14 protein-coding genes are annotated in these 14735 nt (G+C 33.7%); 11 read left to right on the forward strand and 3 right to left on the reverse strand.

Annotated elements, in window-relative coordinates:
• On the reverse strand, positions 1-606 hold the full coding sequence (locus tag NSU02_RS16595; protein ID WP_339193333.1) for a response regulator transcription factor: 606 nt from the start codon (positions 604-606) through the stop codon (positions 1-3).
• Between the two features lie 876 nt (positions 607-1482).
• On the opposite strand from NSU02_RS16595, the gene NSU02_RS16600 reads away from it, so the two are divergent.
• The 5 genes from NSU02_RS16600 to NSU02_RS16620 all read left to right on the forward strand — a co-directional run bounded on the left by NSU02_RS16600 (position 1483) and on the right by NSU02_RS16620 (position 5461).
• Positions 1483-2163, forward strand: a complete 681-nt coding sequence (locus NSU02_RS16600) for a YIP1 family protein (protein WP_339193334.1) — start codon at positions 1483-1485, stop codon at positions 2161-2163.
• A 16-nt stretch (positions 2164-2179) separates the two neighbouring features.
• A complete protein-coding gene (locus tag NSU02_RS16605; RefSeq protein ID WP_339193335.1) occupies positions 2180-2365 on the forward strand; it encodes a hypothetical protein in 186 nt (61 codons plus the stop codon).
• An 83-nt stretch (positions 2366-2448) separates the two neighbouring features.
• Positions 2449-2964: a stage II sporulation protein M gene (locus NSU02_RS16610; RefSeq protein ID WP_311066486.1), complete on the forward strand. Its 516-nt coding sequence runs from the start codon at positions 2449-2451 to the stop codon at positions 2962-2964.
• A gap of 15 nt (positions 2965-2979) precedes the next feature.
• Entirely contained in the window at positions 2980-4716 is a 1737-nt protein-coding gene (locus tag NSU02_RS16615) for a hypothetical protein (RefSeq protein WP_339193336.1), read from the forward strand.
• Between the two features lie 13 nt (positions 4717-4729).
• A complete protein-coding gene (locus NSU02_RS16620; protein ID WP_066248071.1) occupies positions 4730-5461 on the forward strand; it encodes an ABC transporter ATP-binding protein in 732 nt (243 codons plus the stop codon).
• Between the two features lie 608 nt (positions 5462-6069).
• On the opposite strand, the gene NSU02_RS16625 is transcribed toward NSU02_RS16620, so the two are convergent.
• Complete coding sequence (locus tag NSU02_RS16625; protein ID WP_339193337.1) at positions 6070-7224, reverse strand: MFS transporter; 1155 nt, start codon at positions 7222-7224, stop codon at positions 6070-6072.
• Between the two features lie 1066 nt (positions 7225-8290).
• On the opposite strand from NSU02_RS16625, the gene NSU02_RS16630 reads away from it, so the two are divergent.
• Genes NSU02_RS16630 through NSU02_RS16650 form a run of 5 tightly spaced genes read left to right on the forward strand, consistent with a single transcriptional unit; the run spans position 8291 to position 11958 of the window.
• Complete coding sequence (locus NSU02_RS16630; protein ID WP_066248067.1) at positions 8291-9931, forward strand: AAA family ATPase; 1641 nt, start codon at positions 8291-8293, stop codon at positions 9929-9931.
• A 19-nt stretch (positions 9932-9950) separates the two neighbouring features.
• A complete protein-coding gene (locus NSU02_RS16635; RefSeq protein ID WP_066248066.1) occupies positions 9951-10397 on the forward strand; it encodes a hypothetical protein in 447 nt (148 codons plus the stop codon).
• An 8-nt stretch (positions 10398-10405) separates the two neighbouring features.
• Positions 10406-10618, forward strand: a complete 213-nt coding sequence (locus tag NSU02_RS16640) for a DUF2997 domain-containing protein (protein ID WP_066248063.1) — start codon at positions 10406-10408, stop codon at positions 10616-10618.
• Entirely contained in the window at positions 10619-11335 is a 717-nt protein-coding gene (locus NSU02_RS16645; RefSeq protein ID WP_339193338.1) for a helix-hairpin-helix domain-containing protein, read from the forward strand.
• Positions 11335-11958 carry a 4Fe-4S single cluster domain-containing protein gene (locus NSU02_RS16650; protein ID WP_339195827.1) on the forward strand — a complete coding sequence of 208 codons (624 nt, stop codon included), beginning with the start codon at positions 11335-11337 and terminating at the stop codon, positions 11956-11958. The genes NSU02_RS16645 and NSU02_RS16650 overlap by 1 nt, the downstream gene beginning before the upstream one ends.
• 699 nt (positions 11959-12657) lie before the next feature.
• Here the strand turns inward: NSU02_RS16650 and NSU02_RS16655 are convergent.
• Positions 12658-12930: a hypothetical protein gene (locus NSU02_RS16655; RefSeq protein WP_339193339.1), complete on the reverse strand. Its 273-nt coding sequence runs from the start codon at positions 12928-12930 to the stop codon at positions 12658-12660.
• 628 nt (positions 12931-13558) lie between these two features.
• Between NSU02_RS16655 and NSU02_RS16660 the strand changes: the two genes are divergently transcribed.
• Entirely contained in the window at positions 13559-14488 is a 930-nt protein-coding gene (locus NSU02_RS16660) for a hypothetical protein (RefSeq protein WP_144598183.1), read from the forward strand.
• The last annotated feature ends 247 nt before the right edge of the window (positions 14489-14735 follow it).

Below are 14735 nucleotides of genomic sequence, written 5' to 3' on the forward strand. Positions count from 1 at the left end.
TTAAATAGTTTTTAATAGTCCCAGTTTTATTCCTTTTACCACTGCACCAACTCTTGAGTACACATTCAGCTTTTTAATAATTGATGAAACATGGTGTTCGACCGTTCTTCTGCTTACCATCAAAATATCACTGATCTCTGCGTTCGTTTTATCTTCAGAAATCAGCTTTAAAATTTCTAACTCAGTTTTGGTTAAATAGTGATTCTGATATTCTATTTTTTTTCTAGGAATGATATTGTTGCCCAAAAAACTTTGTCTGATCGCATTTGCAAGTTCTGTAGCAGAGTTTTCCTTCGTAATGAACGCATAAGCACCGGCATGATAAGATGCGTCAATATATTCATCATCGTTATAAGCTGATAATATGACAATCTTCAGATTCGGATAGCTTTCGATTAATTTCTTTGTCAACTCAATTCCATTGTAGCCTTTCATTCTTATGTCCATTACCACAACATCCGGATGATTTTTTGATATTGCTGCATTGATTTCGGCAGGGTCGCAAATGGTATCTACAACTTCAAGATCTGATTCGTGTTCTAATAATTGTTTGATTCCTAACAAGACTAGTAAGTGATCATCTACCAGTAGTACTTTAATTTTCATTTCAATCATCCTAATCTCGGCAAAGTTATCAGGAAGTTACAATGCCCAGTTCTGACTGCATTTAAGCGTAGCCATCTTCGTCGAAGATTTTAGATCGTCACTCACCCTAATTGATTTTTTCGGAAAACTCAATATAAACACCCTTTTATTTTTAAAGCATTTTATAAGTCTAAAAAACATTGAAGAGAACAGATGTGAGAATAATTCACAAAATTTCCATTAAAAGAATTTCAATTAGAACAGAATGTATTTAGACTAGCTTCACTAAAATCAGATGTACATTGGCATCAGCATAAACAATTAGCGATTATAGACTAAAAACGTATACACATCTCGAAAAAAATAATCTTCGTTTCCAAATCATTTTCCTCTAAAGGCGCAACAGTTTAAAGATGCCTTTTTTAAAGCTTAGAGCTAAACAAGTGTTTTTCCAAAAACTCATTTACTTTTCCGTTAACTGTCCGTCTGTTTTTCATATATACACAAGTGAGAGAACACATCCAAATCCAATCTTTTCTTTTGCGAATGCAAAGTTCAGTGAATCCTATCGATTCTCGCTTTTTATCCCTCCTTCAACTAGTATTTATAGTAAAAATTTTACACTAAATGACAGTTTTTTTCATTGTTTTTTCTAAAAATAGGTATTTTCCACATCATTTTTTGTGGAAAATACCGATGTTTTTTTAGAAGATTTGTAATATATTTTGAATTAAGAAGAAGAAATTGTAAATTCCACCAAAAATATATCAATTCTTCTCTTCTCTCTAAAACTTTAAACAACAAGCCGGAGCATTGTGATCATATGAAATATTGACATTGTTTTTTAGCAAATAAATATCGAAAACTCATTAAATTATGTAAGCAGGTGATTTGATAATGCGTCTTGAAGAGCAAGAGCAATTGGTAAGAAACCCTAGTCATGTTTTTATCAAAAGGATATTTTATCCATTTAAAATCATTTATTCGCCGCAAAAAACTTTATTGAACATACATAATGAAAAAAAACTAGGAATACTAGCTACTTTGACATTAGTTATATTGTTTGCCGCAATAAGTATTGTTATAAGTCAAAATTTATTGGAATCCGAATATATAGCAGATCTTTTAGGAAACAATCCATCACAATCGTTTAAAAATGCTCTTACTATTTTTGCCGCAATTATGCAAGTCTTCTTATTTTTCGTTAATATTCTTTTACTTACAGCCTTAATAAAAATAGTTCTCTCCATCGTAAAATTGAAAGTAAAATTCAGGGAATTATTGAGATTTGTCATCATCGCTCAATCCCCTGTTATTTTGGGGCTCGGTATAAAATACGTGTTATCTGATCCGTCTCAATATCATATTCCTGTCACCAGCTTGGCCTACCTATTTTCAGGATTAAACATGAATCAATTTGTGCAAATATTTTTATCGAAAATTGAATTATTTAATTTGTGGTCATTATTTCTAATTTGTTTAAGCTTAACAATTGTTACAAAGCAGTCTTTAACAAAGATAGTTTCCATATTATTCCCAGTAATAATTATATTTAACACACTAATTGAACTTATTTGAAAGGAGGTGAATTATAATGTTGGAACTTGATCTTTTAGTTGCTTATGGCATTAATGAAACTACTGCAAAAACTATTGCTGCATTTTTGGACGCCGGTTTAGGAATAGCTTCATTCTTGACATTGATAACCGGAGCAGGTCTCACATTAAAAGCCTTGCAGATAGCTCTAAGAGCCGGAGGCAAAAAAGCTGTAGTAGCATAATGTTTTTAGGATAGGATAGAGAGCCGTTAGTCTTTCTCTATCCTACCTTCTATTTAATTTAAGAAAAAGTTAGCGAGTGAGTGATGTTGAACTATTTTTCCCGTCTACGAAACACTTTTATCCTTTCTGCCATTGTATTTGGCATAGGTTTAATTATTGGGGTCATGATAATTTTTTCGACTTCGCCTCAAATGGAGGAGGCAGCTGAGCTCCAAAGAACTTATAAAGCTGGCTGGTACTCAGTGTATTCTATTTTTTTAAATAATATACTTGTTTGTCTAGTTTTAATGCTGGGTTTATTTACATTTGGGATTCCTACGTTTATTTATTTACTCATTAATGGCATATCTATCGGAGCAGGTCTAACTCATCTTATTTTATCTGATCAACCTTTATTAAATATATTTTTAAAGGTTATACCTCATGGAATATTTGAAATCCCCTTTTTTTTATTAGCAGGAGCTATCGGCTTTTTAGGATTTACATTTTATTTTAATAGAAAATATGGGTTGAAATTTTTATTAAAACATGTCGTAATGGTAATTATAGGAATCCTTCTAGCTTCCATTGTAGAGGGATTGATTACATTAAATTTATGAAAGTCGGGAGTCAAAATGAGAGCAGCATGGATTAAATGGAAGATTTATATAAGATGGAAAAATCAATGGGGTAAATTTTTAAATAGAAGAGGGTATTCAGGATATATATTTGCGATCACAGCTTTTTTTCTTGATGTCATAGAGGCTATTTTTTATTTTTTTTCTGCATATGCTGTATTAAAACTGGTAATTATGAATGAATTTTTACATACAGCAACGACAGGTGCGCCATTTTTGGACTTTTTATTGCAAAAAATTTCCCAAATTAACAACAATGTTTATATTCTCTGGCAGTTTTATTTTGTATATGTAATAGTTTTCTCTGTTATTGCTGGCATAAAAGCTTCCAAGTGGAATTTAAGCTCAATGGACAAGGAGTGGCTGCTGTCACATTTTAAATTGAGTTTAAGTAAAGCCAACTCTATGGTTATTTTCGAAACAATCTGCTGGAACATAAGAAGTTTCATCATACATATTTTAACATTGCTTTTTAGCTTATCATACGCAATCGGTTTAAACATATCTATGGTAATTGGATTAACACTGCTCAGCTTTTCTTTATATTTGTTTGTCAGCATTGCTGTCTCTTTTTCGCACACATTTTATGTATACAAGTTTATAATAGAAAAACCTTTCGTAAACAAAGTAGCCAAAATTGTCATATCAAGAATGATCATATTTTCAATAGGCTATTTTTTCGCTGCAAAGTTTACAGGATGGCTTATTGATATTCCCTTTATTAAAGAAAATCCCACATCCGAGTCATTTGAAAAATGGTCTAACAAAGGTTGGGAAATTCTGTTTGACAGTGTAACGACGATCAAAATCAATTTAAGCTTTTTTGATATTCTCACTGCTGATTCTCTATATACATATATTGGCACGATATTGATGTGTATGTTTACTATGGTATTTTACTTGTTATTTATCATTCTTTTTAAAGAAAACCCCAACAGGCGATCAGCGGAGTATTTTGATCGGCTGCCTTCCCCGTTATTAAAAGTGCCGTTTTTAAAGAAAAAAGCTTTTATGATTCTTTTATTTATTAGATCGAGCTTTTTTCAAAAGAGGCTTCCGTATATGTTTGGCGATTTCGTTTATTGGTTTTCTGTTGGCATATTTAGCGGATTGCTCGCCAATTTAGATGATGAGTACAAAGTGCAGCAATTAGTATTTTCATTTTTTATTTTGTACCATATTTATTTTTTGGCGGAACGTCATTATCAGCATTTCATAGGGGGAATGGCCTTAGAAAGTGATGGCACCAATGTCTTAATTTATTTAAATGCTGGAAAAAATCTTTGGTATGTATTTAAACAAAAGTTTTTTGTTTACATCATCACGTTAATTCCTTTAATCATAATAGGTGATTTCATTGTTTATATACTCACTCCCATTTCATTAACTACTATTATATGGTTGCTCTCAATGCAAATTTTAGCTTTAAATGCTTTTGGCGCTTTAAATTATATTTCCAGCGCCTTCTATCCTCATTTTGAATTTCGAAACGCTGAAGAATTGAATGAATTTGGCGATAAAAAAATGGTCGATTCTATCTTAGATGCAATGTCTTTATTTATCATACTTCCTAGTATGACAATCCCCATGGTTTTATTTATCATGGGTTATTTAACAAAATCACAATATTTGTTCATCAATCCTATTTTTCTTGCTATTTATCTATTCGGAATGCTCTTTATATCACTTTTATTAGTAAAAAGAAAGCTAAATAAAAAACAATTTATTTATTAGGAGTGAAAATCCAGTGGGAGCAGCATCTTCTGATTATTTATTGAAAGTCCATAATCTGACCAAAATTGAAAATGGGAAAAAAATATTAGATCAAGCAACGTTTGAAATTGCTGAAAATAAAATTGTCGGATTTCTCGGACCAAATGGAGCGGGGAAAACCACAACCTTTAGAATTTTATCTGAATTGACCGGCTACGATGATGGAGAAATTTACGTCAATGGTGTAAAACTGTCAGATCTGGATCGAAAAGAAATCATGTTACTTCCTGATGCCCCATTATTATTTTCCGTGCTGACCGGAAAAGAATATTTAAAATTCATGAGCGAGTTATTAAATTTTGATATAGACAGCCCGGAAATTAAAGAAATGCTCCAGTTATTGGGATTATTAAATTCCTTAAATAAGCAAATTTTCAATTATTCGCTTGGAATGAAAAAGAAACTCAATCTTATTCCATTATTAATGAAAAAACCGAAGCTACTTTTGCTAGATGAGTATTTATCAGGAATTGATCCTGTCAGTATGAAAGATATTAAAAACATCTTAATTCAATACGCACAAAATGGATGCAGTATTTTTATGTCTACACACCAACTAGAGGTTTGTGAAAGATGTTGTGATTCAATTATTTTAATTTCCAATGGGAAAATATTAAAAAATAATATATCTATTTCCGAGATCAAAGAGACAGCTAGCAGTCTTGAGGAATATTATTTAAATGTATTTTCAACTGAGGAAGGATGAGGAATGTGTACAAATATATTGGGGATATACTTCTCTTTATACTTTTTGCATTTGCCTTTTATTACGCAATTAAGGGATGGAAAGAAAACCGAAGCGAAAGTATATGGTATCTCATATTTAGTTTATTTATTTTGGGAGGAATCATCGTTAGATTTATATTTTAAATCACTACCATTGCAAATAAATCCGATGATTCCACCACACTAACAATGTTCAAAAATGATAAAGTACATAACCCTTGGAAAAGGTGGTTCCTATTCGAAAAGTTACACTTAATCGAACAATAAAATGAAGTTCTTATAAAGTTAAGAAAACCATGGGGAAAAATCTTTCATGCACCACCGATCAAACGAAAAACTTTACGTTGAGTGGTAGGTAAGCTAACAAGGCTGAATTAGCTAACTGTCTTCCTGGCTGAAAAAGCATACACAGTGGCTCAAAATCAAATCGCAGTATGTTCCCGTCTGCTTCACCTTAATTCATTAAGGAGACGATACAAGTCAAGTTTCAATGACTTTCGGGACAATCCCATTGTGGAAAAAGAATCCTTATTTTAGTCATAAATATTCACTATGATTCGGCAAGGAAATAATACTGTTTTGTTCATATCATAATTCAGAAACTTTCAATCTCCCTGGGGTTCTTCCTGCGAGAAATAAATTACTTAATAGTGCCAAAATGATTGTTCCAATTGTTAAAAAAACGACACCATGCCATCCGTAATTTTCCCATAAAAGGCCGGGAATCCAACCGCCAAGGCTTCCTCCTAAATAGAAAAACACCAAATATAAAGACGTAGCAGCTCCCCGTGAATCGGCGGCCATATCTGTCACATAAGCTGTTGTTGCTGATTGAGAAGCAAAATTTCCGAGCGTCAACAATGATGATCCCACAACAAGCGCAGGAATCGTTGGCCAAAGCGTTATGAAAATACCGATTCCGCCAAGAATATGCCCCATACTCATTGTCCAACGCCGGCCAATCTTATCAGATATCATGCCGGCTATAGGAGCGGAGAAAATGCCGAACGCATATGTAGCATAAAGCAACGAAATTTGTGTATTGCTTAACTGAAAAGGAGGTTGAGCAACATAAAAAGGAATATATGTGAAAAAGCTAATAAATGCGAAGAATTGCGAAAAACCTATAGTGAATGTACCTATCAGAGCAGGATTTTTAAAATGTATGCCAAAACTTTGTTTCTTCCTTTCTCTTTGATAGTTAGGTTTAGGGAGATATTTCCAAACTAAAAAAGCAACGACCATGGAATACACCGCGATTATTGAAAAAACAGTCTTCCAGGAAAATGTGTCGGCTATCGGTCCAGAAATAACCCGTCCCAGCAATCCGCCCGCCACATTAGCACTTACATATACTCCCATCACTCTTCCACGTTGATTTAGAGGAAATTCTTCAGATACATATGCCATCATCACAGCCAAGATGCCAGGTATGATGAGACCATACATACATCTCCAAAATAAAATTGATGAAAATGATTCACTAATGTAAATCATCATACTCGGAAAAATTAATAATATACTTGCAAAAAGAATAACTTTTTTTCGATCCCATTGGTCCAATAATTGAGCAAATACAAAAGATGACACGGCTAATGAAATAATGGTAATCGAAATAGCTGAGCTTGCCGTTGCTATCGATATATTAAATTCTTGAGTCCACAACGGGAGTAGAGGCTGTGGTGCATAAAGAACAATGAACGCATTTGCTGTAGCTACAAAAATAATGAATAAACGTAACATATAGCGACTACTCCTCCGCTATCTTTTATTGTTGAAGTCATCTTTTTAAATGTTTACTGAGAGCATCGGCCGGTTCATATTCAATAATGCAGCCTATACAATGAATGACATCCTTATATGGAAAACAAATTACCGAGGATGAGAAGAGTTCTTTTCGTTTAACAAAAAAGTAACTCTTTTAAATAATTCGAGATACGAAAGAAATATCCTTCATTTTTTTATCCTCACGCCTCTTTCAATCTATAATCGTTCCAAATATATAGAAAAAAGAACAGCCAACCATATGAATGCGGCTGCACTTTCGAATCCTATTTAATAGAATCTACTTTTTTCGAAAATACAAATTCAGAGTCGCCAACGCCACTTATTCTATAAATCGTATCATTTTCCTCAAGAACAATATTGTCTCAGCCAATTCACTTGAAATAACCGTTACTATCAGAGCCTGTATCAACCAATATCCGATTGTATTTGATAATTGAATTTTGGGCCACTCCGATCTAACTTTGCAACTGGTAAATCTGCATAAATCTTGATGTCAAAAAAGCTTCCTTGTCTTATAATAGGCATAGGGGGTCAACCTTAGGTCGATAGATTGTTTGACCGCTTACTTATTTCGACATTTTCGGGAGTACTTCTTATTTAGTGCTTAGAAATCTTTGAGTCTGGAGGACTAATATTTATAAAATTCATTCAATTTATTATTTTTAGTATTTTTCAAAATTAATGTAATATTAATGATGAAGAGAAAGGTAAAATTACAATACTAAACTCTACACTTGCTTAAATGCCTTGAACAAGAAACTTATTACAAAGCTTTGATTTATTTAGACTGCTAGCTTTTATCAGTATGGGAAACTTATTTGATATACCCAAAAACGGTTAATTCCAGTAAAAATATCCAAAGTTAAGGTAAAAGAAAGTCATTCCAAAATTATCTAGGTAAGCTACCTTTTATCACGGATTCAGGTATCTATAGGATATATGGGTAAAGATATATTTTAAACATTACAACTGCTTATAAAATTCTTAATAACCCAAAAATCTAAAGGAAGAAGGGAAAGCATTGAATTACTTATTAAAGCAAAAAAGATTTGTAGCTAATTTGTTTAAAGCTAGATTCCCATTTATATATATTCCAACTTGGGAAGAGCAAAGAGCACTAGCACTTATTAATGACATTGCCTATGATCAACAGTTGATTAAAACAACAAGAAAATTATTTACTTGGAAGATTACGGAAGGGATTGTAGGAGAGGGTATACGTAAAGACGATACGAAGGTTCCTGTAAAAGCATTAGAATTTATTGAAAAGTATGATGAGCCCGCTATTTTTGTACTGCAAGACTTCCATGTTTATTTTGGTGATCAAGGAAGATTACCAGATCTTCTTGTGATAAGAAAACTACGTGACATTGTAATGAGTTTAAAACAAAGTGTTAATCCAAAGAATATTGTATTTTTATCTCCAATTCTTAAATTACCGCAAGATTTGGAGAAAGATATTACAATTGTTGATTTTCCTTTACCAACCTTTACTGAAATGAAGCAACTGCTTGATGAAATGATTGAAGTAAACCGACAAACAGGAAGAATTGAAATTAACTTAAATGAAGAAGAAAAAGAAAAACTCGTAAAAGCATCATTGGGTTTAACACTTTCGGAAGCCGAAAATGCCTTTGCACGGGCAATGGTTGATGATGGAAAATTATCAATCAAGGATGTTGAAGTAATCCTTCAAGAAAAAGAACAAATCATTAAGAAAACAGGGATACTAGAATTTATATCGAGTAATCTTAATATGGATGAAGTCGGTGGATTAGAAAATTTAAAACGTTGGTTGAAAAAAAGAGATAAATCTTGGTTAGAGTCTGCGCAACAATATGGTTTACCAGCTCCAAAGGGTGTGCTCATTACAGGTGTTCCAGGTTGTGGTAAAAGTTTAATAAGTAAAGCGATTAGTGGAATGTGGCAGCTTCCATTACTGCGATTAGATATTGGAAAAGTGTTTAGCGGCATTGTTGGTAGTAGTGAAGAAAATATGAGAAAAGCGATTCAAACAGCTGAAGCCATTGCTCCTTCCATCTTATGGATTGATGAAATCGAAAAAGGATTTAACGGAACTAGTTCATCTGGAGATAGCGGGACAAGTTCTCGTGTTTTTGGACACTTTTTAACTTGGATGCAAGAAAAAGAAAAATCCGTATTTGTAGTTGCCACTGCAAACAATATATCGGCACTTCCTCCTGAAATGTTGCGAAAAGGTCGATTTGATGAAATTTTCTTTGTTGATTTACCAACACATAGAGAACGTATTGAAATCTTCCGAGTTCATTTAAAGAAAAGATTAAATAACCCAAGCGTAAAAGGTAATTTTGAAATTAGTACTGAAAACCTGGAAAAATTGGCTGACATGACGGAGGGGTTTGTAGGAGCAGAGATTGAACAAGTTGTCATAAATGGATTATTTGAGGCATTTTATGAAGAACGAAGTGTTCAATTTAGTGATTTTGAAAAAGTTTCGAAATTAATTGTACCACTTGCGGTGACACAGGCTGAACAAATTAAAGAGATTCGTGAATGGGCTAGTGTTAGAGCGGTTGCGGCTACGCCTAGAGAAGATCGAGCGGAGTATTGCGAATCAAATAGCTCTAACATGGATATGGATATTAAGTCCACTCGTGGCGGTCGTGCGATTGACTTTTAATAGAAGTAGGTGAATGAATTTGAGCATTGAACTTTTGTTAGTTCCAATTGGTATTGCAACAATTAGTTCGATTAAAGCCTTTGCAAATCAAAAAAATGATTCCTTTATCATTCCAACGATTATGAAGAAAGAAGATTTACTTCAAAAATCGATTGAACAGTATGGTTGCAAAGTGACAAAATTGACTGAACAAAATTACCAAACGACAATTGAAGATCTTCAAATTTATTTTCAACTAACTGAACAGGGGTATTTTGAAGCGATATTTAACAATAGTGTTGACACACAAGCTGCCATGGAATTTATTGAAAATTTACAGACAGAATACAAATATCTAATACAACAAGAAACTTATCAACATTTACTTAAACAAGCAGCAGAACATGGCTTACATCTGGAATCGGAAATTATGCAAGAAGACCGAACAATTGTTTTAACTTTTAATGTCAACAATATTTCTAAATAGGTGATGCTATGGGAACCAAAAAAATACAGATCAAATTGACAGAAGACGGTAAAATCTTTGCGGAAACAATTGGCATGAAGGGACAAGAATGCATCAAGTATATTGACCTTTTGGAGAAACTACTCGAATCGGAAACAGTTGATTCAAATTATAAAGAAGAATATTTTCAATTTGAAGAAACTATAACTGAACAAAATAAATTGAAGCTAAAGGAGGAGTGAATGATGCGGAGTATAACTGAGAAGGGGATAGGTTGGGAATTACGTAACTCCATCTGGATGCTATGGGTCTTTTTCCCTTTTGCTTTTTTTAATTATATTTCTTTTTTCTATGCAGCTTTCAGAGTAAGACAAAGAAAATGGTTTTTTGCAGGACTCATATATACTTTACCTTTTATCATATTTTTAATTGCAGAAGAAGGACATTTCTTATTTGATATCGCGTTTGCATTAGCACTTATTAGTTGGGTTTCTTCCATCTTTCATGTTTTTAGAATTAGACCTGAATATTTACTCCGTCTTGAATCACAGCAAAAAGTACAAGAAAAAAATTTAAAGCAATTAAAAGAAGCTATTGCGAAAGAACATATCCTTGAATCGAATGATGAACAGCAAGTGATTTCTCCAAAGGAAGAATTTATAAACCCAATGCAGCCATCAATTGAAAACGAAAGCGTAAGTAAACAAATCGATGTTAATCATGCTTCAGCAGAAGAAATTGCAAAGGTACCTGGGGTTGGATTGATTTTTGCGAAAAAAATACTTGCAGAGAGAGAAAGGGTAGGATTCTTTCAAAATTTCGAACACTTTATCCAAGTTCTTGGGATTAAGCCTCATGTAGCTGAAAAAATGAGACCATATTTACAGTTTAATACAGACGATAATAATCAAGGAAATCAAAAGAAAAAAATGGAACGAGGAAGAGTTGTGGACTTTTGATGGAACTGTACATACATCGTTATATTCCAGTTACTGAAGTGGAAGGACCAGGTAAAAGATTTGCAATTTGGGTACAAGGTTGTTCAATTCGTTGTAAAGGGTGTGCCGTTCCTTGGACTTGGGTAAATGAAAACGGTACAAAAATGAATGTGGAGAATTTATTTGAATTCATTAAAGATAGTAAAGAGCAAAACGAGATTGAAGGCGTCACATTTCTTGGAGGAGAACCGTTTGATCAAGCTGAAGCCTTAGGGGAACTAGGAAGAAAAGTGAAACAGCTCGGCTTAACAGTTATGACATTTACAGGGTATTTATATGATGATTTGAAAAAACAAAAACAAAATCAACGGCTGCTATCAGTGACAGATTTGCTAATCGATGGACCTTTTATCGAAGAAAAATTAGATTTAAGCCGTCCTTGGGTTGGTTCATCCAATCAAAACTATCATTTCCTCACGGATGTTTATAAACATTTAGAAACGAACTTTCATCAATTCCAAAATAAAATTGAAATTCGAATTTCTCAAAATGGTACAATCTCAGTGAACGGAATGGCAACGAAAGATACATTGAAAGAAATATTGAATCAGCACACTTTTAAACGTATCCGATCAAATACTTAATTTTTATTTGTTAGGTGCACTTGATAAAGAAACAATAGATAATCCCCTACCTTTCAGGTACCGTCAAAAATTTTGTGTAATACAAGATAGATAGGGGGTCTCTGAAATGGATTTGGAATGTTTCTCCACACGGGGCTGTCCAGAAAATCAAATCCCCATAAAAAACAAAAAATCATAAACATCAATATATCAACGTTTCTAAAACATCAAAGGGGGCGTCAATAAGTAGTAAAAACGACTTATTAGACACCCCCATGTGGAAAGTGGGAATCCTCCTATTTTTTTGATTTGCATTATTTAGTTCTTCAAACATTTGCTCGAGGGCTGCTTGTACTTCGGCCAATCCTGGCAACTTTCGCTCTGCCCATTTCTCATTAGCTGATACAGGATTAATTTACCAAATCCTCAATCATAAGGTTGTGGTTGCCAGGTCATTTTCACCTAGGCAATCGATTACTTTCTCGTATACCAACCGGCGGCAGATGTTATTGCGAAGCTTTATAATGCAGGATGATAGGCTTATTTTTTTCATTGTTGCTTTATATAAACTAATTTCACCAGTTGTATGTTCGGAGTCTGCGTAATCAGCCACAAAATTTTCATTTAATGATATAGTCCAAATCTCTTCGTTATGTCTCATTAAAACGACAGCAAGAGTGCCAAACTGAGTAATATGATCCCAGTAAAATAATTTCCTTTTTACCATTTATGAGTAACAGAAATTCCTTCTGAATTGCTCACAACCTCAATGTTATTTCCGCCATCGACCATGGATTTCAGCCCCGGCATAATAATAGAACCTTCCGTAACCGCGATCACCATAAGTCCCGATAAATTGTTGAATCGTATGATCAACGGTTTTATATGTAACGACGGCAATTCATTCGCTAACCATTCCACTTTAAATTCCCCATCTGTTTTATAGGGAAGCCTTTCTTTTGGACGAGCCAGAATTCCGTAATAAGACCTCAAGTAAACGGCATCCCCACTCTCCGTATTTTCTTTAATTGATAATACATGTTTAAAATCAGGCGATATACTTATGATATTTTTAACTTTTTTACCCTTTGCAACAAACAATCCCTCATTGACTACTTATTCCATCCAATTTCTGGCTGATGCGCCTCAAATCCTAGGATATTTTACTTAAAATAGAAGGTTTTAGGTAGATTATTTAAATTTTTCCTTATAATCATTTAACTATTTATTTAAAAAGCCGATTATAAATAATGAAATTGTTTGGTTTTCAATTTAATTATCACTTTGATGACTATTGTGTGCAGAAAAGCTTTGCGGAAGACCAACCAAACATGAACTCTGCAAGTTCCGATTTTTGCAATTACGGGATATCTGGAAGTAGGTACGCTTTTTACGAATCACAATATTAATCTGGTCCAAACCCGTACATAGTTCGTTTGTTGATACTTTAAAAAAACAACACAACGCAGACTGGAAACTGGCGATTTTAACTATGGCAATCACATTTTAATCGTCGATTTAAAAACAGGTAAATCAATCGATTTCTTTAGTGCGTTGAATTTTTACTATGGAAGCAAAGTGGAACCATTGCCTTCCATTAATTAGATAGGAGGGAATAACCGTGAAAATTGATCTTGGATATATCGGAGCAATAGTCGCTCGAAATAGAGCCAAAATGCCACCCGTACACGAAATCAAAAATCCATTGGCCGGACAACAAGTGGAAGTCAACCGAAACGGACAAGCCTATAAACTTACGATTTCGGATGAAATCAAACAAGTTCAAGGCTTGATGGCCATACCGATGGAAAAGTTTTTTCACGTAGAAAACGTTGACCCTTCTGATATTTTCTCTTATCGGCCAAAGGATCAATGGCTTGTGTTCAGCCAATATTTATATGAATCCAAATACTTCGATTCGCTAAGTAATGAAGAAGTAAAAAAAGTAGAATCCATCTTACAACACATAACGGACGGAGTAGATAGTTTGTCGCCATATCTAGGGATTAGCCTTTTTGGAATTAGTAAAGAACAACAGCATTCTTATGAAGCCCATCTTGAATTGGCTTCTTCAACAGCTGCACTTCAATACTTCAGTGATACGTTTTTAAGCGGTGATGTAAAAAAAGGATTTGATCAACTGATTCAAGATTATGTCCGCCACAATACGAAAATAGCCATAAATCACCAATCGGTAGAGGAGCGATTCATCGCAGCACGAGCCAAAATCAGGTCACTAAATGCTCCTTTAACATACCAACAAAGCCGTGAGCTGTCCATGACGAATAAACTTGGGAAAACGGTATATACACAAGCAGAAATTGAATCAGTCATCAAAAATTATCAAGAAATGTTTGAGAGCATTCAAAATGAAGAAGATTTGTCTGGAGTGCTTGCAAAAGCAAAAGAACAACTGCTTTCATTTGCTACGAAAGGCATCTCACCAAGGGATATAGATTACCAATTGGCAAGAGATTTTGTTGCACAGCGTGCCGATGACACATTCAATCGAATTGAGAATTACTGGCGTATGTTATTGCAAGAAAAATAAATTGTTCATTTGATCCGTGTTAAAAGATAGGGGGAAGTTTTTGCACTTTTTAACAAAAGTTGAGCAAAATATGGAAAAAGCTCAACCAACAGAAAATTGCTTGCAATGAAAATTACCGTTTAATAACTGAAGAAATCAATAATCTGCTTTCGAATAAACTGAAGCTTAAGCTGGAAAAATCTACTATCAATCCAAACGTGAACGAAAGAAATATGAGGAAAGACTACAAAATGATTTAATAGACATT

This window comes from Aeribacillus sp. FSL W8-0870, assembly GCF_037963755.1.
Lineage (GTDB): Bacteria > Bacillota > Bacilli > Bacillales > Aeribacillaceae > Aeribacillus > Aeribacillus composti.